Below are 22,954 nucleotides of genomic sequence, written 5' to 3' on the forward strand. Positions count from 1 at the left end.
ATGGGAGCGTAAGCTCCCTTTTTTTGTGCCCGATTTTTGTTGTATTTGGCAATTACTAAAAACAAAATTAAGTGTTAAATTTCCGCTCCATAACTGAGCTTACATGAGAAGGTGTGGGTTGTAGCTGCAAAAAACTACAATTTGCGCATCTTAATTAAAGGATTTTTTATGTCTGCTAAACGACTCGAGCAAGTAGCTCAAGCCACTAAAACTGCATTTGTCTTTCCTGGTCAAGGCTCACAAAAAGCCAGTATGTTGGCTGAGCTTGCAGAACAGTTTAGCGGTGTGCGCGAAACATTTGCAGAAGCCTCTGAAGCGATTGGCTTTGACTTATGGCACATTGCACAAAGTGGTGAAGGTTTAGACCAAACAGAATTTACTCAGCCTGTATTACTCACTGCAAGTATCGCTTTATGGCATGTGTGGTTAGAGTTGGGTGGTGTTGCACCAAAATATTTGGCAGGACACTCATTGGGCGAATACAGCGCATTAGTAGCTGCAGGAAGCTTGAGCTTGGGCGATGCCGTTAAACTGGTAAACTTGCGCGGCAAATTAATGCAAAACGCTGTGCCACAAGGTCAGGGCGCAATGGCTGCCATTTTAGGCCTTGAAGATGCCAAAGTGCTTGAGCTATGTGAACAAGTGAATGTGCAAGGTCGTGGCTCGGTAGAAGCAGCCAACTACAATGCACAAGGGCAAGTGGTTATTGCAGGCGATAAAACTTTAGTCGAAGCAGTAATGGCATTGGCCAAAGAAAATGGCGGTAAAGCCATTGCCCTGCCTGTATCTGTACCTTCACACTGTTCATTGATGAAACCTGCTGCCGAACAGTTTGCACAAGCTTTGGAACAAACTGCCATTGAGCTACCACGTATTCCTGTAATACAAAATGTCAACGCTGGAATCGCGGCAGATGTTGCGCAATTAGGTCAGGCACTCACTGCGCAATTGTACCAATCGGTGCAGTGGACACAAACCATGCAATACCTACAAGATCAGGGTATTGAATATATCGTGGAATGTGGCCCAGGCAACGTATTGGCGAATCTTGCGAAGCGTTTACCGAATATCGAAAAAGCATTCCCACTCGACACACAAAGTCGTATGGAAGATGCACTAAATGCCATTTTAGTGGCAGAAGGGAAAATTGCATGACACAAGAACGTAAAGTTGCATTAGTCACAGGTGCAAGCCGAGGGATTGGTGCAGCCATCGCTCAGCAACTCATTCAAGACGGTTTTTTTGTGGTAGGTACTGCCACTTCTGAAGCGGGCGCAGAAAAATTATCGGCAAGTTTTGCAGAAAACGGTGCAGGTAAAGTATTGGATGTCCGTGATGGTGCAGCCATTGATGCATTGGTTTCTGAAATTGAACAAAGCTATGGTTCAGTTTTGGTTTTAGTTAACAATGCGGGCATTACCAAAGATAATTTGTTACTGCGTATGTCAGAAGATGATTGGGATGACATTCTCAACATTCACTTAAAGGCAGTTTACCGTTTATCTAAACGTGTCTTGAAGGGCATGACCAAAGCACGTTTTGGACGCATTATTAATATTAGTTCTGTGGTAGCACATTTTGCGAACCCAGGACAAGCGAACTATTCTGCGGCAAAAGCCGGTATTGAAGCATTCAGCCGTAGCCTTGCCAAAGAAATGGGCAGTCGTCAAATTACAGTAAACTCGGTTGCTCCGGGCTTTATTGCAACTGAAATGACAGATCAGCTAAGTGAAGAAATTCGCAAAAAAATGAGTGAGCAAGTGGCATTAAACCGTTTAGGTGATCCACAAGATATCGCAAATGCAGTGAGTTTCTTGGCTTCTGACAAAGCTGGTTACATCACTGGTACAGTGTTACACGTAAATGGTGGTTTATACATGAGCTAAGCTCAAGTATAAACTTTCAAAATTTTATAGATTCAATTAAACTAACGGCATTAAAAACGCCACAAGCAATGAGGAGAATTCCTGTGAGCGATATCGAACAACGCGTTAAACAAGCGGTTGCAGAACAACTTGGTCTTAAAGCTGAAGAAATCAAAAACGAAGCATCTTTTATGGATGACTTAGGTGCTGACTCTTTAGACTTAGTAGAGCTTGTAATGTCTTTCGAAAACGATTTTGACATCACAATCCCAGACGAAGATTCTAACGAAATCACAACAGTTCAATCAGCAATCGACTACGTAACTAAAAAACTTGGTTAATTGTTGATTTCAGCTCTGCTGAAATGAAAGCCACCGCAAGGTGGCTTTTTTATGCGCTGTCGTTTTTACAATCGAATATGAAAAAGGCGCATTTTGTTAAATGTGTGATGTAGCTTACATTTTGTTACCAGGCTAGTGTCTAATCACAACCGAAGTCGCTTATTTTTTTAGTTATAAATGAATGAGAACAGAAACGTGCTTATGTAAGTGAGCGACGCTTTATAACAGCAGAAAAAAATAGGAGTACCTCATGGGTCTTTTTGATTTTGTAAAAGGGATTGGTAAGAAAAATACAGCACCTGCAGAGCCACAAGCTGCACCAAGCACACCTGCAGAACCATCAGCACAAGAAATTGCCAATAAACTTTTGGGGCATGTGAAAAGTTTAGGCTTACCTGTGACAGGTTTATCGGTGAGTTATAACGCAACTACTGACTTAGCGACAGTGCGTGGACAGGTCAATAGTCAGGCAGACCGTGAAAAAATTATTCTTGCAGTGGGTAATATTGACCATGTTGCACAAGTAGATGATCAACTCACAGTTGCAACCCCAGAACCAGAAAGCAAGTTCTATACAGTAAAATCAGGCGATACCTTATCTAAAATTTCTAAAGAATTTTATGGGGATGCCAACCAATACAACAAAATCTTTGAAGCTAACCGTCCATTACTAAAAAATGCCGATGACATTTTCCCAGGACAGGTGTTGCGTATTCCTGCATAAATGTGAGCAGCCTGAATAAAGGCGCGTGATGCGCCTTTATTTATTTTGTTTTTTGTCGTTTTTGGGCTGTTGGATTATTGTCCTATTCTCATAATGAACAAAAGAAGTAAAAAAACGGCATTGTTGTATAAATATTTTGTAAGATAACGATTTTTAAAGGTTTATGGAAGTTTTAAAAATAAATAAATTAAAAAAATCAAATTGTTAGGTATTTGCACAACCTAGCCATTAAATACTCGATCGTATCTTTAAAAAAACCGCCATGAATGGCGGTTTTCTCAATGACAACTCATGTGTCTCACAACGATATTTTATGTGTCGCGATATTACCAGCTCAATGCACCGCCAGTCTGGTAATCGGTTACACGCGTTTCAAAGAAGTTCTTCTCTTTACGCAAGTCCATCATTTCAGACATCCATTGGAACGGGTTGTTTACGCCAACAAACTGTTCAGGTAAACCGAGCTGACTCAAACGGCGGTTACAGATGAATTTCAAATATTCTTCCATCATACCTGCGTTCATGCCCAATACACCACGTGGCATAGTGTCACGCGCATATTCAATTTCAAGCATCGTGCCTTCAAGAATCATTTGAATCACTTCTTGCTGGAATTCTGCAGTCCATAAGTGCGGGTTCTCAATCTTGATTTGGTTAATCATGTCGATACCAAAGTTCAAGTGCATAGATTCATCACGTAAAATGTACTGGAATTGCTCTGCAACACCATTCATTTTGTTACGACGACCCATCGACAAAATTTGGCTGAAACCGCAGTAGAAGAAAATACCTTCAAGTACACAATAGAATGCGATTAAGTTGCGTAGCAAAATTTGGTCGTTTTCAGGTGTACCTGTTTTGAAAGTAGGATCGCTTAAAGATTGCGTGTACTTCAAGCCCCATGCTGCTTTACGCGCAACCGATGGTACTTCGCGGTACATATTGAAGACTTCGCCTTCATCCATACCTAACGATTCGATACAGTACTGGTAAGCGTGAGTGTGAATCGCTTCTTCAAAGGCTTGACGCAAAATGTACTGGCGGCATTCAGGGTTGGTAATGTGGCGATAAATAGCCAATACCAAGTTATTAGCAACCAATGAGTCTGCAGTAGAGAAGAAACCAAGTGAACGCATAACAATGGTGCGCTCATCTTCAGTTAAGCCATTTTCAGACTTCCACAACGCGATGTCGTGGTTCATGTTGACTTCTTGCGGCATCCAGTGGTTTGCACAACCATCTAGATATTTTTGCCATGCCCATTCGTATTTGAACGGTACAAGCTGGTTTAAGTCTGCACGACAGTTGATCATGGCTTTATCATCAACCTGTACGCGCGATGCACCCATTTCCAGTTCTTCAAGACCAGGAGCAACGTCCAATTGATCTAGAGCGTTAGATGCTCTTGCCAACGGATCGGTTGAATCTGTTGTTCTACTTCTAGGGGCTGCAGCGGGTTGTGCAGCTGCCACAGTCGTCTGTGGTTGCTCTGCATGAGATACCATCTGCGTATCATGCGCTTTTTGCGGCTCGACGGGCGCAGACTTGTGTTCAGGAGCAGCCGGTTTTTGCGAATCATCTTCGAAATCGTCCCAACTTAGGATAGACATATCAATTCTCTCTTCGTTGCTTTATATCTTTTATGGACATCCAGCTACGCTGAGATGTCTTAATATACGCTTAATTTGTGAAAGCAAAATTAAGTTTTGCTCATCTTGGTCTGAAAAATGTACATTCCGACCAATTTGCTCACGACTTATTTTGCTTTCGTTGTTGTTTTGCCGCTTGTACCCAAAAGTAAGCAATCGGTGCGTAAAACAACACTACAAAGGAAACCAGCAAGACCGCGAGTCCTAACATATAGTTGTGGGTCATGTGTGGCATGGTGATTTCCTTGGTTATTCAACTGGATTGGTTGCCCTAAGTTTTAAGACAACCAAAAAATCTTATAAATTAAAAGTTGAACTCAATAATTTTGTTACTAACTCATTCTCTAACAGAATATTAATCGCTAGCAAAAGGCTTGATGTTGCTTCTACTAAATTTGCACAACTGTTTAAAATATCAGCTAAAGCTAGTAAAAATGTAATGATTAATAAGCTCACGATAGCTCCATTTATATTGTAAGAAGCTACTTTCATGGCGATGTGCTAGTAAAAACATCTACTAGAGTCACATTATTTGCCACGTAGGTAGCTAATAATGTTTTCTGACTTCTAGTTATTTATTTTACTGACAAGCCTCACAATCAGGATTATCAATACTACATGCCATTGGCACTGGTGCTGCTTGAGCAAAATCTTCATCAACAGCTGCAGACGCTTCTGGTGTAACGGCTGCCACAGGGGCTGCTGTTACTGTTGCAGGTTTTACTGCGTTCAATGCGCCCGTGTTAATGGTCGATTTCTCTGCAGACGTTGCACCCAATGCACGTAGGTAATAAGTCGTTTTCAGACCACGTAACCATGCCATTTTATAAGTCAGGTCAAGTTTCTTACCGTTTGCACCTGCAATATACAAGTTCAACGATTGCGCCTGATCAATCCATTTTTGACGACGTGATGCTGCATCTACAATCCAGCGTGGTTCAACTTCAAACGCAGTCGCAAAAATCGCTTTCAATTCTTCAGGAATACGTGAAATTTTTTGTACTGAACCTTCAAAGTGTTTCAGGTCATTCACCATCACAGAATCCCACAAATCACGCTCTTTCAATGCACGAACGAGGTAAGGGTTGATTACTGTAAATTCACCAGACAAGTTCGATTTCACATACAAGTTTTGGAATGTCGGCTCAATAGACTGAGAAACGCCACAAATATTTGAAATGGTTGCAGTCGGAGCAATCGCCATCACGTTTGAGTTACGCATACCATCTTTTTGAACTTTGGCACGTAAGCTGTCCCAATCCAAACGCTGTGTACGGTCTACTTCAAACATACGTTCTGGACGCGATTTCGCCACAATGTCTAAAGAGTCAATTGGTAAGATGCCTTGATCCCACAATGAACCTTTAAATGTTTCGTAAGTACCACGCTCAACCGCTAAGTCGCTAGACGTTTGAATCGCGTAGTAGCTGATTACTTCCATAGATTCATCGGCAAATTCAACTGCAGCATCTGAACCATAAGCCAAGTTCATCTCATAAAGCGCATCTTGGAAGCCCATGATGCCCATACCTACAGGACGATGTTTCAAATTTGAATTGCGTGCTTGTGGTACAGCGTAGTAGTTGATGTCGATGACGTTGTCGAGCATACGTACTGCAGTTTTAATAGTACGTGCTAATTTTTCACGGTCTAACACACCACCTTGAACGTGTTGCACAAGGTTGATTGAACCCAAGTTACATACCGCAATTTCATCTTGGTTAGTATTGAGGGTAATTTCAGTACATAAGTTAGATGAGTGCACTACGCCAACGTGTTGTTGCGGTGAACGTAAGTTACATACGTCTTTGAATGTGATCCACGGGTGACCTGTTTCAAACAACATTGACAACATTTTGCGCCATAAGTCCTTCGCACGAAGTTTTTTATGCAGCATGTTAGTTTCTTTGGCAATGCTTTCGTAGTACGCATAACGCTCAGCAAAAGCTTCGCCCGTCAAGTCGTGCAAGTCTGGTGTTTCAGATGGCGTAAACAATGTCCATTCTGCATCTTCAAAGACACGTTGCATGAACAAGTCAGGTACCCAGTTGGCTGTGTTCATATCATGGGTACGACGACGGTCATCCCCTGTGTTTTTACGCAGCTCTAGGAATTCTTCGATGTCTAAGTGCCAAGTTTCTAAGTACGCACATACCGCACCTTTACGCTTACCACCTTGGTTGACCGCAACAGCTGTATCGTTAGCAACTTTAAGGAACGGAACAACACCTTGAGATTTACCGTTTGTTCCTTTGATGTAGGAGTTCAAAGCACGTACTGGCGTCCAGTCATTGCCTAAACCACCTGCCCATTTAGACAGCATTGCGTTGTCACGCATTGCACCATAAATGTTGTAAAGGTCATCAGAAATTGTAGTTAAGTAACAGCTTGATAACTGTGGACGTAGCGTACCTGAGTTAAACAGGGTAGGCGTAGAAGCCATGTAGTCGAAGCTAGACAATAAGTTATAGAACTCGATTGCACGTGCTTCACGGTCATCTTCATTAAGCGCCAGACCCATTGACACACGCATAAAGAACAATTGTGGAAGTTCAAAGCGTACGCCATCTGAGTGAATGAAATAACGGTCAAATAAAGTTTGCAGACCTAAATAGGTAAACTGGTTTGAGCGTTCAGGCTGAATCGCTGCAGCAAGTTTGGCAAGGTCAAACTCAAGTAAGTCTGCAGAAAGCAAATCAAGTTCTACACCTTTTTTCAGGAAAGTTTCTAATGCTTCGCCTTCAGGTGTATCTGTTGCCAAACCTAAAAATTCTAAGCCTGTTGCTACCAAGTCATTACGCAATAAACGCGCAGTCACATAGGTATAGTTCGGCTCTTGCTCAATACGGGTACGAGTCGCCATCATCATGGTGGTTGAGATGTCAGACTCTTTTACACCGTTGTAGAGGTTTTTCACGGTTTCATCAATGATGGCATCTACATCAATGCCTTCTAAACCTTCTGCCGCTTTATTCACGGTTGCTTTTAACGCACCTAAATCTAGTGGTTTAAGCTGACCGTTTGCATCAGTCACTTGTAACGTCGGGTGATGGTTTTCACCTGCTTGCTTACGCGCTTCTGAGCGTTGTTCACGGTAGATGACATAAGCACGAGCAACTTTTTGCTCGCCTGTACGCATGAGCGCAAGTTCAACTTGGTCTTGAATTTCTTCAATGTGAATAGTTCCGCCAGACGGTAAACGGCGGTTGAATGTGTTCAACACCATTTCAGTCAGTTGTTCGATCCGATCATGAATGCGGCTTGAATCGGCGCTTTGTTGACCTTCTACAGCCAAAAACGCTTTGCCAATTGCAACTGCAATTTTTTCAGCATCAAAAGCGGCAACATCACCAGTGCGTTTAATCACTTGTAATTGACCAGGGGTTGAGGTGATTACGCTCATGTCAGCATAGCTCCATTGTCATCTATTGTTATGTTTATGGACCATTAAACTGGGCAAAACTTAGGCCGCAGTGATTGAGGGATAAACACAAGACTTAGTGGTTTAAAATTGAATTGAACACAAGATACGGGAAAATTGAGGGTAGATCAATATTGACTTTTTCTTTTAAATTTTGACTATTTTAGGATTCAAATTTATCTCAAAAATACCGAATTTTGTCCTTTCGGCTATAAGCCTTATCAGACAAGGGCATAGCATAGCAAAGCTCGGAAAAACTGCTTATAGATAACCTTGTGGATAACTTGAAAAGTTAGGAGATAATTTTTCCAAAGGCGGCAAAGGCTTGATCTAGTGCAAAAAATACCCATTTTGTAACTTTATATTTCTTAAATCTGTTTAAAAATCACCAAAACTAGAAAAGTGCTATAAATTCAATGCTTAATAAAAATATAACAAAATAATACGCAGATGTATCAGTTTGGTGAACAGTATCTTGTTTACAATGTAAACGTGTGTATATTGCAAATTATATCAAGACCTATCTCTCAGATTTTAAAAGGATAGGTCGAATCCAATAAAGGGACAGGTTATGAGTCAAGAAGAAAAGTTACCAAAAATTTTAATTGTTGAAGATGATGAACGCCTTGCACGACTTACGCAGGAATACTTAATTCGCAATGGTTTGGAAGTTGGGGTAGAACCAGATGGCAACCGTGCGATTCGCCGTATTATTGCCGAGCAACCTGATCTTGTGGTGCTCGATGTGATGTTACCAGGTGCCGATGGTTTAACCATTTGTCGTGAAGTTCGTCCACATTATCATCAACCAATTTTAATGCTGACTGCGCGTACTGAAGATATGGATCAGGTGCTAGGTCTGGAAATGGGTGCAGATGACTATGTTGCAAAACCTGTGCAGCCGCGTGTGTTGTTGGCGCGTATTCGTGCTTTATTGCGCCGTACCGACAAAGTGACTGAAGATGAAGTGGCACAGCGCATTGAATTTGATGATTTAGTGATTGATAACGGTGGTCGTTCTGTAACTTTAAATGGTGAATTGGTTGATTTCACCAGCGCAGAATATGACCTGTTATGGTTGTTGGCGTCGAATGCAGGACGTATTTTGTCTCGTGAAGATATTTTCGAGCGTCTGCGTGGCATTGAATATGATGGTCAAGACCGTTCAATTGACGTGCGTATTTCACGTATTCGTCCAAAAATTGGCGATGATCCTGAAAATCCTAAACGTATTAAAACTGTACGCAGTAAAGGTTATTTATTTGTCAAAGAAACCAATGGCATGTAATTTACGTTTCACTGAGTCAAACCCTGACTCAGATATAAAAATAAGTCACATAGGACGGGTTTAGTGCTAAAACACAGTATATTCTTGCGTATTTATGCAGGGTTGGTAATTTTGGTCGCCATAGTCGCTATTCTGGGCTACTTATTGGTGCAAATTATCAACTATCAGCGTGCGCAGGAATATCGTGAATCTTTGACCGATGGTATGGCTTATATTATTAGTGAAGGGATTGCACGACAGCAAAACGAACAGCAAAAGAAAGACTGGATTTCTGATGCATCCGATTTGCTGGAATTGCCCATCTACTATGTGCAGGCAGACAAAGTAGATTTGTCGCGCGCAGAGCTTAGACGGATTAAAGAACGTAAAGCGGCTGTGCGCTATAATGCCGAAAATATGATTGCCTATATTATTTTGGGTATGAAAGATGATCCAAATCATTATTTATATATCAAGGCAGATAAAATTACAGAACGGCAAATGAAAGCTTTGCCGATTTTTGTTTTAGATTATTTGGTGTATTACCCGGGTCAGGAAAAAGAATATCTAGCCAAAATTCAGCAGCACTTTTCTTATCCGGTCAATATTAAAAATATTCAGGAACTGCCACTCGATTCTGAACAGATTGGGCGTTTAAGACTCGATCACAGCATTATTTTATATCGTGACAATGCCACCGTGCGTGGTACAACCATCTCGATTGTGTCACCGATGCCAAATTCACCCTCAGAAGTCTTGGTTTTAGGGCCTGTGCCGTTATTTAACTGGATGCCATTCCAGTTGGCAGCAGGCATTACCTTGCTCAGTATGTTTATGTTGAGCTTGGGGGTTTATGGTTTGATCTTGCCTATGCAACGTAAGATCCGCCAAGTGAACTATGCCTTAAACCGCACCAAATCGGGTGATTTAAACATGCGTTTGCCTGTAGATGGCACAGATGAAATGGCAAGTTTGGCATCTAGTTATAACAGCATGTCCGACCATATTCAGCGTTTGATTGAGGCGCAGCGTGAACTGATGCGCGCTGTATCGCATGAGCTGCGCACGCCTGTGGCACGTATTCGTTTTGGTATGGAAATGCTGGCAGAAGAAGATGATTACGAATATCGCTTACAGCAAGTCGAAATGATTGATAAAGATATTGAGGCTTTAAACACCTTGATTGATGAGATCATGACCTATGCCAAACTTGAACAGGGCATGCCATCTTTAGAAATTGAAAAGATCGTTTTGGTTGAAGTGCTAGAGCAGGTGGCTACGGAAACAGAAGCATTGAAAACCCAAAAAGATATTCAATTGCTTGCCCCACCTGTGACTTTGGAAGTGGAAGCTGAACGCCGTTACTTGCACCGTGTGGTACAGAACTTGGTGGGCAATGCAGTCCGTTACTGTGACCATAAAGTCTTGATCAGTGGCGGTATTAACGAACAAGGCATGGCCTATGTTTGTGTGGAAGATGATGGGCCGGGGATTCCCGAACAAGACCGAGAACGTGTATTTGAAGCCTTTGCTCGTTTAGATGACAGCCGCACCCGTGCTTCAGGTGGTTATGGTTTAGGTTTGTCTATTGTAAGCCGCATTGCTTATTGGTTTGGTGGCAAAATTGAAGTCGATCAGAGTCCGAACTTGGGTGGTGCACGTTTTATGATGGTTTGGCCTGCCAAACGGTTTAGTAAGGCAAGAAAAAAAGTCGCAGCAGAGAAAGAGAAAACTACAGATTCATTGACTTGATTTGAGTGTACTAAAACTTTTCTCAGACATAAAAACCAGTGCAGTTCAAGGCACTGGTTTTTTATCGCTTTTTTATCTCTATGCAGATCAATCTACAGCTTAGTGCGATTCTTTATATTGCTGATCGGCCTGTTCAAAACGGTCTGTCACTTCATGACTTGGCGCTTTACCCAATAAACTCACCACGACAATCGCAATCCAAGAACAGACAAAGCCCGGAATAATTTCATAAATACCCGTATCTGCCCAAAGGTTTTTCCAAAGAATGACCATAAGTGCGCCGACAACCATCCCCGCCAATGCACCATTTAAAGTCATGCGTTTCCAGAACAAAGACAAAATGATTAGTGGACCAAATGCTGCACCGAAGCCTGCCCAAGCATAAGAAACCAATCCCAAGACTTTTGATTCAGGATTACCCGCCATCCAAATAGCAAGCAGCGCAATCATGAGTACCATGCCGCGTCCGACCCACACCAATTCATTTTGTGAGGCATTTTTACGCAGGAACGATTTGTAAAAATCTTCGGTTAAAGTACTTGAACAGACCAAAAGTTGACAGCTTAGGGTACTCATCACAGCAGCTAAAATTGCAGCCAGTACCACACCTGCCACCCACGGATTAAACAGGATTTTGGTCAATTCCATAAATACTGTTTCAGGATTGGCATTGACCACACTTGCCAGTTCAGGATGTTGCTGGAAGTAGGCGATACCAAAAAAGCCCGCAGCCACCGCACCGCCTAAACATAAGGTCATCCATGTCATGCCAATACGACGTGCATTCGGAATAGACTTGACTGAATCAACTGCCATAAAACGCACTAAAATATGTGGCTGTCCAAAATAGCCTAAGCCCCATGCCATGAGGGAAATGATCGCGACCCAGCTTAAATCTCCGACTAAATTCAGCGCCTGCGGACGAGCCGCTTCTAAAGCAAGTGTGACTTGGCTTAGGTCAGAAAAGCTGAGTAGGGTAATGATAGGGGTCAGCAAGAGCGCAAAAATCATCAAGCCAGCCTGAATGGTGTCCGTCCAGCTGACTGCCAAGAAACCACCAATAAACACATAGCTGATGGTGGCAATAGCACTAATCCACAATGCAGTGCTATAAGGCAGATCAAACATACTTTCAAATAAGCGCGCACCTGCAACCATGCCCGAAGCACAATAAATCGCAAAGAAAATTAGAATTACGCAGGCAGATACAATCCTTAAAATTTTTCTTTGATCATTAAAACGGTTAGAAAAATAATCAGGCAAAGTCAGTGCATTGTGCTGTACTTCGGTGTGTACTCGTAAACGACCTGCCACCAAAAGCCAGTTTAGCCATGCGCCAATAATCAGACCAACGGCAATCCACATTTCAGACAAACCTGAAAGATAAATGGCACCGGGTAAGCCCATCAGCAACCAGCCACTCATATCGGATGCGCCTGCAGAAAGTGCAGTGACAAAACTGCCAAGACGACGACCACCTAAAATGTAGTCCGAGAAATTTCGAGTCGCGCGATAAGCCAATAAACCAATGACAATCATGGCGACAATATAAAACAGGAAAGTAATAATGGTGGGGTTGAGTGCGCTCATACAGTATCCATTTGGGTTTTGGACAGTCGACTAAAATACAGACCGCTGCTAGATGTGAGTCACTCAATTTGGTGAGTGCAGACATCTCATCTGCGGTGCTGATTTCATCAAGAAACGCGAAATTTAACCATACATTAAAAAATATTTCAGATTTTTTTCTGAATGGGCATAAAATAGGCAGCTTGAAAGCTGCCTATCATCTTGATGTTTATCTGATTTGCTTATGGATTATTGCGACCCATAACACCACGAATGGTATTCAGGACATCTGCAGGTAAGACCACAGTTTTGGCATTGTTGGATTTCGCCATATCTTGCATGGCTTTTACATATTGCTCACCCAATAAGTACGCCACAGGAATTTCTTTATCACCTACCGCAGAGCTGACCATTTCAATGGCACGTTGAGAAGATTCTGCCAATACAACTTGCGCTTCTGCATCACGACGTGAAGCTTCCAAACGACCATCGGCTTCTAAAATAGCCGCTTGTTTTTCACCATCGGCTTTGGTTACGGTAGCACGACGCTGACGTTCTGCTGCAGCTTGTTCTTCCATAGCTGCCTGCATGGTATGCGATGGTTTAATATCCTGAATTTCTACAGTTTTAAGGGTAATTCCCCAGTCTGAAATATCATCAGAAATGGCTGCTTTGAGTTTGGCTTTGATGTGATCGCGCGAAGACAAGGCATCATCCAAATCCATTTCACCCACAATAGAACGCAATGAGGTTTGAACAAGGTTTTGAATCGCCCAAGTATAGTTTTCAATGCCATACACTGCTTTTTCAGGAGTCGTGAGATTAATGTACGCTACCGCATTCATGAGCAGAACTGCGTTGTCACGGGTAATGACTTCCTGAGATGGAATATCTAATACAATATCTTTGGTGGTGACTTTATAGGCCACTTCATCGACATAAGGAATGACGAAGTTAAGTCCCGGTGCAAGTGTGGTGTGGTATTTACCCAGACGTTGCACAATCCACTTATAACCTTGCGGAACAATTCGCACGCCTTTAAAAATGGTAATTCCAACAAAGGCTAAAATCGCTAAAACAATAATAGATCCACCAGACATTTTAATTTCTCACTTTTTCGTTGTCATGTGCGCTGTGATGCGGCTGCACCACCAAATCATTACCCAAAATATCAATCACGCGAATACGATCTCCCACTTGCACAGGGCTTGCGGTGCGGCAGTTCCATTCGTCTGAACCAAGTACGGGCATCGGGAAACGGACTTTAATTTGATCATGTTCTAAGTTGGTTTGAATGACCATGCCAATTTGTCCAATAGTGGCTTCGCGTGACAAGCCTGCTTTGGTTTTATCGGTAGATAAGGGTTTGATAAATTTAAACCACGCCAAGGTACACAGTACCGATAAGATAATCCACATCACCAATTGGGTAGTGGTACCCATCATGGGGAACATCCAGTATAAAATACCGACCATGACTGCCCCAATGCCAAACCATAAAGCGGCAAACGCAGGCAAGACCAGTTCTGAAAGCATTAACAGAACGCCTAGTACAAACCAGTGCCAAGGTTCAAGAACGAATTCCATACATCTACTCGCGTATTTTTTACGATTGGTTAATTCTAATTGCTTAGAGAAACGCATCGACTTAAAAAGATGCGCTCTCATCACTTTAACAGATCAATAAGTTTATGAATATTAAAAAAATCACTGAATCCTAAAATTTCGGACGCGGTGCAGGTTTCAGCGCGGCAGGTGATTTTTTAAAGTTATTGATGGCTTGCAGAATTGCTTTGACCTGTAATTGTGCGGCTTTTTCACCTTCTAAAATGGTTTGGTTACTGGCTTTTAAATCTAGAGTACCAATATGTCCAACTTTAGGTTGAATCACGATATTGGCCTGCGCCAATTCCTGATTGATGCTTTGCTGCCCCATAATATTGAGGGTTTGATCGAGTAAGCCCCACATGCTGACAGGTTGATTGCCTGTCGGACGTGCAGAAATATCCACTGCAATGACTAAGTCGGCACCCATCGCTTTAGCCGTCTGTACGGGAATTGGGCTGACCAAGCCGCCATCCACATATTGTGTTCCGCCAATGGTGGCAGGTACAAAAACATTCGGAATACTGCAAGAGGCACGTACGGCTTGACCAGCATTGCCTTTAATAAAGTCGGCTTTACGTCCATTATCTAAACGTGTGGCAACGGCAGCAAAACGAATTGGAAATTTTTCAATCGGTTTATTGGCTACGTGTTGATTGACAAAGTCTTGTAACTTTTGACCTGCAATAAAACCCTGACGGTTTAAGGTTAAATCACGAATGTCGGATTCTTTAAAGGTTAGGGCAATATGTTGGAGCTGATAAGGACTTTTACCACTGGCGTATAAACTGCCGACAAAGCTGCCTGCACTGGTGCCTGTGACAATTTTTGGTTTAATCCCGTGAGACTCTAAAACTTTAATGACGCCAATATGTGCAAAACCTTTAGCACCACCGCCACCCAGCGCCAGTGCAATTACAGGTTCACGTGCTTGGATAGGTGTGGTGCTTGGCGGTGTTTTTGTTGTTTTGTCGCAGCCAGCCAAAGTTAGAGCTAGTACGCCCACTAAAGAATAACGAATCAGTTGCATATCAAATCTAAATTTAGATCAAAGAATATTGCGCCCATCTGAACAAAAAATAGAAACTTTGACTAGCCCTTTTTCAAAAGCTTTTGTAACGGTTTTGCCAACCAATGTGGATTTTTAGCCGAAAACTTGCCGTGATATTGCGTATAAATTGCATCTAAATCTTGAGCATAATCGCCCGTAGGATGAAACACGCCCAAAATATGAATGGTTTTGTGTGCATAATCAAAAGAGAACATCACAATTGGGATATTGGCGCCGTAGGCAATATGGTAAAAGCCACTGCGGATATTTTCGGCTTGTTTACGTGTGCCTTCGGGCGCCATACCAATCCAGATTTTTTCTTTTTTTCGTACAATCTCAATAATATCTTGGGTATGTCCTTGAGGAGAATGGCGCACCACAGGAATTACCCCAATCCAGTTTAAAAGTGGCTTGAGTGGGGTTTCAAATAAAGTGTGCTTACCAAAAATAGTAATTTGAATACCTAAACCGAGTAGGGCGGTAAAACCATGCCACGCATCAATATTTGACGTATGCGGTGAGATAATAGCAACTGCTTTGGGCAAGTTGGGAAATTCGCCCACCATTTGCCAGCCTTGCGCCAAAAAAATATTTTTAAATAAAGCACGACTGCTGGCTGTTCCACGTTGTGGAACTTGGTCGGGTAACTGTGGAAATTGCCGTGCACTGCGTGCAAAAGGATTGGTGATTTTCATGAATGCGATGTCATCCTGACGTGCGTGATTAACAACAATAAATACCCAATATCATGACGCATGAATCTAAATCTATTCAAGATATTAGACTTTCGCTTTGTCTGATTCATTGGCAAAATAGTCGAAATCTGAATGTGAAAGTGATGAAAAATAACAATCCATTATTCAAAATTTTAGTGTAGTACTGCGTTTTTTTGATCTTTTGCCCATATCTAAATTGAGATGCTATGCCCAATTTGCGCCAAACTTATTTGTTGTTATTTTCTCTGTATTGGGCGCAGGGCTTGCCTGTTGGTTTTATGACCCATGCCTTGCCTGTGATTTTACGTGCGCAAGGTGTGTCTTTGGCACATATTGGCGGTTTCGGTTTGTTAATGCTGCCATGGTCAATCAAAGTATTTTGGGCACCTTTGGTGGATCGCTTTGGACATTCATATTTTGGGCATTATCGTAGCTGGATTTTGCCGTGCCAGTGGCTGAGTGTTTTGGTGCTGATTGGGCTGTCCTTTTTACCTATTGAGTCTTTGAATCATCCTATCTATTTGTGGGTGTTTTTTGTGGCTTTGCTCGGTATGAACTTGGTCGGTGCAACCCAAGATATTGCCACCGATGGTTTGGCGGTCAATATTTTACAAGCCAAACAGCAACATTGGGGTAATACCTTTCAGGTGGTTGGTTCACGACTGGGCTTTATTGTGGGTGGTGGTGCAATTCTGTGGGCATTGGATTGGCTAGATTGGCAAAAAACTTTCTTAATTTTAGCGGGATTGGTGTTTTTAAATACCTTGCCAATTTTAATGTTTAAAGAGCCACAACATGCTGCTAAACAAGTGCTTGTTCAAGCTCAAAGTAAAATGTCATTTCACGCACGTCTTGCTGCGATTCGTGAATATCTGCGCTATTTTGTGGAAACGCCTGTACTGTACGCATGGCTATGGGTGTTACTCAGCTTTAAAATTGTCGATGGTTTGGCTGGCCCTTTATTAAAACCTTTAATGGTAGATTTAGGCTTAAGCTTTTCTCAAATTGGCATTTATGTGACCATGTTGGGAGCAATGGCCGCTTTGTTGGGTGCAGGCATCGCAGGGTTGATGCTGAAATGGTGGTCTAGAGCGCATGCCCTCATCATTTTTTCTGTGCTTAAAATTTTGAGTTTAGTGGCCTATGCTTATTTGGCTGAATTGTATGAACAGCAAGTTGATGTTGCACACTGGCTGATTTATAGCATTAATGCTGCAGAAGATTTGTGCTCTGCCATGTTACTTGTGGTGATGCTGACCTTGATTATGCAGTACAGCCGTAAACAATACGCAGGGACCGACTTTACATTTCAGGTTGCGATTATGGCGACTGTGAGCGGGGTACTCTATACCCTGAGTGGAATGTTGGGCGATGCTTTAGGCTATGCGAATTACTTGCTGTTGATTTGTGTTGTTGCGATTTTATGCCTTGTCACGATCTGGAAATGGGCAAAGCTTGCGAAAAGCGCTCACTCATCCACGCTCGAATAAGAAGATAGATCATCAAGACAGAATGACAGGCTTAAACCACTTTAAAAAATTCATTGAGTGGAAAAAATAAAAGCGACCTTTAAAGAGTCGCTGGAGTATAAAAGGTATCCACATTGAAGCAGATACCGATCTCGTTTTTGTGATTTTCAAAAATTATTATTTGCGCTTTCAGTGCTTCACTTCGGCAGCGCAGGTAGTATAACTTTTAATTATGACAATCCTGCGACAACTTAAGTCGCATATAGGTGTGTTGCAGCTAAAATCAACATATTCTAGCTGCGATATGCAGTATTGATTGCCAGTGTCCATTGTTGGTGATTACAACGCGGACAGGCTTCATTGGCGTGTTCAAGTAAACGGACATGCCCACAATACATGCAGGCATAATATGTGTTTGGAGTTGTGCGGTACACGGGTTGGCAAGCTTTAGGAAATAAGGGTAAACCATAGCGTGTGGCACCGTCATGAAAAAATAACATGCTGAATTTGCCATCAGTTTCTAGTAAACCGACACGTACTTGTCCCAAATGCTCCACACCTTGTTGACGCATTTCGGCAAAGAATTCATCATGCGACATTTTGCCGTATTTAATTTTTTCTAAGACCAGTTCGCCATTTTCTACAATATACAGCGATTTACCTTCAATCAAATCTTCAAAGGGTTGGTATTTCATCATGAGCCATGTGGTCAGGCGATACATTCCAATCACTACTGTCATCACCACCAAGGCGTGTACCAAAGGTAAATCTTCAGTGAACATGGGGTCGCCCGCAATAGAACCGAGCGATAAAATAATGGCCAATTCAAAAATGGAAAGCTGGCGTACTCCGCGTTTCCCTGTAAGGCGTAAAAATAGAATAATCATGCTAAACATGAGTGCTGCACGAATTGTTAATTCGGCAACAAATGTCCATGTGGTGTCGTGAATAAAGATGGTGAACCAATCCATAGGATGTCAATTTTGTTATTTTGATGCTTGATACTATGCTTAAATTGAGTGGGTAAAATAGTGGTTTTGAGTAAATAACTGCAATTACTTGAGTGGTTTAGGAAAACAAAAAAACTGTTATATTGTCTAAAAACTATAAATACAAAAAATAATGAATCTGAAGATGAATTTACAACTATTACAATTTGCCAAATCTATGCGCCATGCTGCTACAGATGCTGAAAATTTGCTGTGGCAAATACTCCGTGCCAAGCGTTTTATGAATCTGAAATTTCGTCGTCAGTATGTAATTCAACCTTATATTGTGGATTTTTACTGCCATGAGGTTGGCTTGGTCATTAAGTTGGATGGCGGTCAGCACAATACGGAAGATGGTCGGGCTTATGATGTCGAACGTACTCAGTTTTTAGAGGCTTTGGGCTTATCAGTGGTTCGATATTGGAATTCTGATGTGTTGGGGCGGACGGATGGGGTGTTGGAGGATTTGTGGCGGATATGTTCTACATTAAAACTATTTAATTTAAGGACTTAAGTTTAATAATATAAAATAGATTTATTGATATAATTAATTGATTGTTAATGTTTTTTATTAAGGGTGAAAATGTCTTATTATAATCTAGCTACTAATCAAGTTTTACTTAGAAGCTACGAAGAACTAGCATTGCTTCATAAAAGAAAAAATGCACCAACAGAATCAAAAGAAGAGTTAGCAAAAACATTTGGAATGAGTGTGGATACATTCTTTCGTGATTCTAAAAGAATTGATAATTATGTATATAATTTCCCATTGTTATCTTTAAATGCTGCAATTATTGAAGGTATTCTTAGATTTACTCTGTCTCAGAACTTAAGGTCTGAGATCAATAAACATGTAGAAGAGAACTCTAAGAAAGGTCAAGAGACTAAAAGCCCTTATGAAAATATTTTAGATAACTTTTTAATTCGTGTTGAAAATGATGGCGGGATTGAGAATGTATTTAAATATTACTTTAGTTACCTAAAATTTCATTTCGATACTGAAATTGACAAAGCACTATTCAAGAAAATAAAAATATTATTCCGTTTAAGAAACATTTTAGCTCACGGTACTACGCTGGTAGAAACGAATCCTGATTTCATTGATGAAAATAATTTGGCATTTTTTAAACAACAAGAAATGCTGAAAGATGCAAAAAAACTTTTAGATGAACTATATGGCGAAAATGATTTATTAAAAAATATATCTCATTACGAAGTGCCAGAATATTTTATGGGAGTCACCCAAGAGTTTTTACAAGAATTCAAAAATAAATTTGGCAACAAACACAACTTATCTGATGATGATAATCGTTTTTTGGATAAGATAATTGGATACTCTTGGGGTTATAGATTAGTTTGATTTTGAAAATAAAGGGCTGAATAATCAGCCCTTTATACACAAATTAGATCAAACTAACAACACATTAAAGCGCCGCAATTTGCTCCATATTCGCTTTAATTTTCGCTAACTGGTCAGCAAACTCAGCAAGTTTCACTTTCTCGCCTTCAACCACAGCAGCAGGGGCTTTCGCCACAAAACCTTCATTCGCAAGTTTAGTTGCAATTTGGTCATGCTGCTTTTGAACCTTGTCTAAGTCTTTTTGCAAACGACCCAATTCCGCTTTAGGGTCAATTAAGCCCTTCATTGGAACAAATACAGACACGTGACCGACTACAGAAGAAGAAGACAATGGTGGTTGTTCACCATCTGCCAAGAAGGTAATGCTTTCAACTTTCGCCAATGCTTTAAACAACGGTTCAATACGAGAAATTTGTGCTTTTTCTGCTTCAGTCGTGTTCTGTAAAAGTACAGGCAATAAACGTGCATTACCTAGACCCATTTCACCACGAATGTTACGCACCGCACCAATCAAACCTTGTAGCCATTGCATATCTGCTTCGGCTTGTTCGTTGATTTTGGCTTCATCTGCAACAGGGTAGTTTGCCAACATAATGGTTTCGCCACCCAAGCCAATCATTGGCGCAAGGGTTTGCCAAATTTCTTCAGTCAAGTACGGCATGATTGGGTGAGCAAGACGTAAAGAGGCTTCCATCACCGCAAGCAATACACGACGAACTTCGGCTTTGCGTTCTTCAGAAACAGATTCATCATTCAGAACAGGTTTGGTTAGCTCTACATACCAGTCGCAGTATTCATTCCAGATAAAGTCATAAATCGCTTGCGCAGCCAAGTCTAAACGGTAAGTTGCAAACGCTTGATGAACAGCTTGCTCTGCCTTTTGTAAACGGCTCACAATCCACTGCTCAGGCAATTCCCAAAGGTCTTGACGTGCTTCTTGACCAACCGTTTGACCTTCAACATTCATCAATACAAAACGAGTTGCATTCCAAATTTTGTTGGCAAAGTTACGGTAACCTTCCACCCGTTTCATATCAAACTTGATGTCACGACCTGTGTTTGCCAATGCACAGAAGGTAAAACGAACGGCGTCTGTACCATAAGCCTGAATCCCTTCTGGAAATTCTTTGCGGGTCGATTTTTCAATTTTCGCTGCTTGTCTCGGGTTCATCAAACCCGTCGTACGTTTCTGTACTAAAGTTTCAAGATCTACACCGTCAATCAAGTCTAATGGGTCAAGCACGTTGCCCTTAGACTTCGACATTTTTTGACCTTCGCTGTCACGTACCAAACCGTGAACGTAAACTGTTTTGAACGGTACTTGTGGCGTGCCATCTTCATTCTTCATGAAGTGCATGGTCATCATGATCATACGCGCCACCCAGAAGAAGATGATGTCAAAGCCAGTGACCAATACATCTGTTGGATGGAAGGTGTTTAAGAAGTAGTTGGCTTTGTCTTTTTCAGCATCGCCTGTCCAGCCTAAAGTTGAGAATGTCCACAGACCTGATGAGAACCATGTATCGAGTACGTCTTCGTCTTGGTTTAATTCAACGTCAGCGGGGATGTTGTTTTTCGCACGAACTTCTGCTTCGTCACGACCAACGAATACGTTACCTTCAGCATCGTACCAAGCAGGAATACGGTGACCCCACCACAATTGACGCGAGATACACCAGTCTTGAATGTTGTTCATCCACGCCATATACATATTGCTGTATTGCTCAGGCACGAACTTGATGCGACCATCTTGCACCGCTTCAATTGCAGGTTGCGCTAACGGTGCAATTTTCACATACCATTGGTCAGTCAATAATGGCTCAACAATTACGCCCGAACGGTCACCGCGAGGTGGTTTCAAGGTGTACGGTTGGATTTGATCTAACCAACCTTCGCTTTCCGCTTGTTCAACTAATTTTTTACGTGCTTCAAAACGCTCTAAACCAATGTAGTCTGCAGGTGCAGGAATGGTTTTAGAAATTTGTTCGCCTGCTTTCGCAATATATTCAAACTCAGCCAATACTTCAGCATTTTTGTTGAAGATATTGATGATTGGCAATTCGCAGCGTTTACCCACTTCATAGTCATTGAAGTCGTGTGCAGGGGTAATTTTTACACAACCTGTACCGAATTCTTTATCGACATACTCATCTTTTACGATTGGAACGGCACGACCTGTAATTGGGAGGATGATGTTTTGACCAACAAGGTGCGAATAACGCTCATCATCAAGCGCAACCGCAACCGCTGTATCACCTAACAATGTTTCAGGACGAGTGGTTGCCACCACAATATGATCTTTACCATCGTGAGTGCGTAGTGATTTATCTTCAAAGAAATATTTGAAGTGCCACAATGAACCTTGTTCTTCTTTATCCGATTCAACTTCTAGGTCAGATAGGGCAGTTTGTAATTTTGGATCCCAGTTTACGAGGCGTTTACCGCGGTAAATTAAACCTTCTTCGTGTAGTTTCACGAAAACTTCTTTCACCGCATTTGATAAGCCTTCATCCATGGTGAAGCGTTCACGTGACCAGTCAACCGAAGAACCTAAACGGCGGATTTGACGAGTGATGTTACCGCCAGATTGTTCTTTCCATTCCCAGACTTTTTCGATGAATTTTTCACGACCTAAGTCATGGCGGCTGATATTTTGCGCGCCCAATTGACGCTCTACTACCATTTGTGTGGCAATACCCGCGTGGTCTGTACCCGGTTGCCATAAAGTATTTTTACCCGACATACGGTTAAAGCGCGTGAGGGCATCCATAATGGCGTTGTTAAAACCATGACCCATGTGCAAGCTACCTGTGACGTTTGGCGGCGGAATCATGATACAGAATGATTCGCCTTTTTCAGACGGCTTAAAGTAGCCGTTTTCTTCCCAAGTCTTGTACCATTTTTTCTCGATCTCGGTAGGATCGTAGGTTGTAGCAATATTTTGCGCTGAATCAGTCATAGTAAGAACAGGTTAAAAGTGAATAAAAAATTGTAACTATTGTAGCAAAAAAATTGCCCGCTAAGCGAGATTCAACTCAGCCAAACTTATCGCAATTGGCAGTTGGGCAAACTCATCGTATGATGGGCGACAAGTATGATAAAAACTTCAAGTTCTCCGTTGCCTGTAACACTGTTTTAAACTGGGTTTAAGCAATGGATTTTAAAATAGATGAAAA

At 41.7% G+C, this 22,954-nt stretch carries 20 protein-coding genes; 9 read left to right on the forward strand and 11 right to left on the reverse strand.

Annotation, left to right across the window (positions count from 1 at the left end):
* Window positions 1-168 precede the first annotated feature (168 nt).
* From fabD to lysM, 4 genes are all read left to right on the forward strand, one after another.
* The gene (fabD, locus tag FTT70_RS00415; protein WP_180168167.1) at window positions 169-1,155 is read left to right on the forward strand and encodes an ACP S-malonyltransferase; all 987 of its coding nucleotides are present in this window, start codon (window positions 169-171) and stop codon (window positions 1,153-1,155) included.
* A complete protein-coding gene (fabG, locus tag FTT70_RS00420; RefSeq protein WP_004972328.1) occupies window positions 1,152-1,886 on the forward strand; it encodes a 3-oxoacyl-ACP reductase FabG in 735 nt (244 codons plus the stop codon). The genes fabD and fabG overlap by 4 nt, the downstream gene beginning before the upstream one ends.
* 83 nt (window positions 1,887-1,969) lie before the next feature.
* Entirely contained in the window at window positions 1,970-2,206 is a 237-nt protein-coding gene (acpP, locus tag FTT70_RS00425; protein WP_001279871.1) for an acyl carrier protein, read from the forward strand.
* Window positions 2,207-2,456: 250 nt separating this feature from the next.
* Window positions 2,457-2,930 carry a peptidoglycan-binding protein LysM gene (gene lysM, locus FTT70_RS00430; protein ID WP_004972325.1) on the forward strand — a complete coding sequence of 158 codons (474 nt, stop codon included), beginning with the start codon at window positions 2,457-2,459 and terminating at the stop codon, window positions 2,928-2,930.
* Window positions 2,931-3,256: 326 nt separating this feature from the next.
* Here the strand turns inward: lysM and FTT70_RS00435 are convergent, their stop codons facing one another.
* The 4 genes from FTT70_RS00435 to FTT70_RS00445 all read right to left on the reverse strand — a co-directional run bounded on the left by FTT70_RS00435 (window position 3,257) and on the right by FTT70_RS00445 (window position 7,982).
* Window positions 3,257-4,540, reverse strand: a complete 1,284-nt coding sequence (locus FTT70_RS00435; protein WP_178319240.1) for a ribonucleotide-diphosphate reductase subunit beta — start codon at window positions 4,538-4,540, stop codon at window positions 3,257-3,259.
* 139 nt (window positions 4,541-4,679) lie between these two features.
* On the reverse strand, window positions 4,680-4,814 hold the full coding sequence (locus FTT70_RS13605) for a hypothetical protein (RefSeq protein WP_004972322.1): 135 nt from the start codon (window positions 4,812-4,814) through the stop codon (window positions 4,680-4,682).
* A gap of 62 nt (window positions 4,815-4,876) precedes the next feature.
* Window positions 4,877-5,071 (reverse strand): hypothetical protein, encoded by a 195-nt coding sequence (locus FTT70_RS00440; RefSeq protein WP_179988535.1) that lies wholly within the window; start codon window positions 5,069-5,071, stop codon window positions 4,877-4,879.
* Between the two features lie 88 nt (window positions 5,072-5,159).
* Window positions 5,160-7,982, reverse strand: a complete 2,823-nt coding sequence (locus tag FTT70_RS00445) for a ribonucleoside-diphosphate reductase subunit alpha (protein ID WP_180051977.1) — start codon at window positions 7,980-7,982, stop codon at window positions 5,160-5,162.
* 589 nt (window positions 7,983-8,571) lie between these two features.
* Here FTT70_RS00445 and bfmR point away from each other — a divergent pair.
* Together bfmR and bfmS are read left to right on the forward strand one after the other, a co-directional pair.
* Window positions 8,572-9,288 (forward strand): response regulator transcription factor BfmR, encoded by a 717-nt coding sequence (gene bfmR / locus FTT70_RS00450; RefSeq protein ID WP_096902057.1) that lies wholly within the window; start codon window positions 8,572-8,574, stop codon window positions 9,286-9,288.
* A 63-nt stretch (window positions 9,289-9,351) separates the two neighbouring features.
* The gene (gene bfmS, locus FTT70_RS00455; RefSeq protein ID WP_373685724.1) at window positions 9,352-11,019 is read left to right on the forward strand and encodes a sensor histidine kinase BfmS; all 1,668 of its coding nucleotides are present in this window, start codon (window positions 9,352-9,354) and stop codon (window positions 11,017-11,019) included.
* Between the two features lie 99 nt (window positions 11,020-11,118).
* On the opposite strand, the gene putP is transcribed toward bfmS, so the two are convergent.
* From putP to FTT70_RS00480, 5 genes are all read right to left on the reverse strand, one after another.
* Window positions 11,119-12,609 (reverse strand): sodium/proline symporter PutP, encoded by a 1,491-nt coding sequence (putP, locus tag FTT70_RS00460; protein WP_154320988.1) that lies wholly within the window; start codon window positions 12,607-12,609, stop codon window positions 11,119-11,121.
* Between the two features lie 221 nt (window positions 12,610-12,830).
* The gene (locus tag FTT70_RS00465) at window positions 12,831-13,688 is read right to left on the reverse strand and encodes an SPFH domain-containing protein (RefSeq protein WP_004972306.1); all 858 of its coding nucleotides are present in this window, start codon (window positions 13,686-13,688) and stop codon (window positions 12,831-12,833) included.
* 1 nt (window position 13,689) lies between these two features.
* The gene (locus FTT70_RS00470) at window positions 13,690-14,175 is read right to left on the reverse strand and encodes an NfeD family protein (RefSeq protein WP_131260698.1); all 486 of its coding nucleotides are present in this window, start codon (window positions 14,173-14,175) and stop codon (window positions 13,690-13,692) included.
* Window positions 14,176-14,305: 130 nt separating this feature from the next.
* The gene (locus tag FTT70_RS00475) at window positions 14,306-15,223 is read right to left on the reverse strand and encodes a patatin-like phospholipase family protein (RefSeq protein WP_096902052.1); all 918 of its coding nucleotides are present in this window, start codon (window positions 15,221-15,223) and stop codon (window positions 14,306-14,308) included.
* Window positions 15,224-15,285: 62 nt separating this feature from the next.
* Entirely contained in the window at window positions 15,286-15,939 is a 654-nt protein-coding gene (locus FTT70_RS00480; RefSeq protein ID WP_004972299.1) for a 1-acyl-sn-glycerol-3-phosphate acyltransferase, read from the reverse strand.
* Between the two features lie 227 nt (window positions 15,940-16,166).
* Between FTT70_RS00480 and FTT70_RS00485 the strand changes: the two genes are divergently transcribed.
* Complete coding sequence (locus tag FTT70_RS00485; protein WP_180168168.1) at window positions 16,167-17,450, forward strand: MFS transporter; 1,284 nt, start codon at window positions 16,167-16,169, stop codon at window positions 17,448-17,450.
* A 272-nt stretch (window positions 17,451-17,722) separates the two neighbouring features.
* Here FTT70_RS00485 and FTT70_RS00490 read toward each other — a convergent pair whose 3' ends face one another.
* Window positions 17,723-18,400, reverse strand: a complete 678-nt coding sequence (locus FTT70_RS00490; RefSeq protein ID WP_180168169.1) for a YetF domain-containing protein — start codon at window positions 18,398-18,400, stop codon at window positions 17,723-17,725.
* Window positions 18,401-18,551: 151 nt separating this feature from the next.
* Here FTT70_RS00490 and FTT70_RS00495 point away from each other — a divergent pair, with 151 nt between their 5' ends.
* Window positions 18,552-18,932 (forward strand): endonuclease domain-containing protein, encoded by a 381-nt coding sequence (locus FTT70_RS00495; protein ID WP_180168170.1) that lies wholly within the window; start codon window positions 18,552-18,554, stop codon window positions 18,930-18,932.
* Between the two features lie 69 nt (window positions 18,933-19,001).
* The gene (locus FTT70_RS00500; RefSeq protein ID WP_180168171.1) at window positions 19,002-19,778 is read left to right on the forward strand and encodes a hypothetical protein; all 777 of its coding nucleotides are present in this window, start codon (window positions 19,002-19,004) and stop codon (window positions 19,776-19,778) included.
* Window positions 19,779-19,842: 64 nt separating this feature from the next.
* On the opposite strand, the gene FTT70_RS00505 is transcribed toward FTT70_RS00500, so the two are convergent.
* Window positions 19,843-22,737, reverse strand: a complete 2,895-nt coding sequence (locus tag FTT70_RS00505; protein ID WP_180168172.1) for a valine--tRNA ligase — start codon at window positions 22,735-22,737, stop codon at window positions 19,843-19,845.
* Window positions 22,738-22,954 lie beyond the last annotated feature (217 nt).

This window comes from Acinetobacter sp. YH01003 (genome assembly GCF_013420525.1).
Classification (GTDB): Bacteria; Pseudomonadota; Gammaproteobacteria; order Pseudomonadales; family Moraxellaceae; genus Acinetobacter; species Acinetobacter towneri.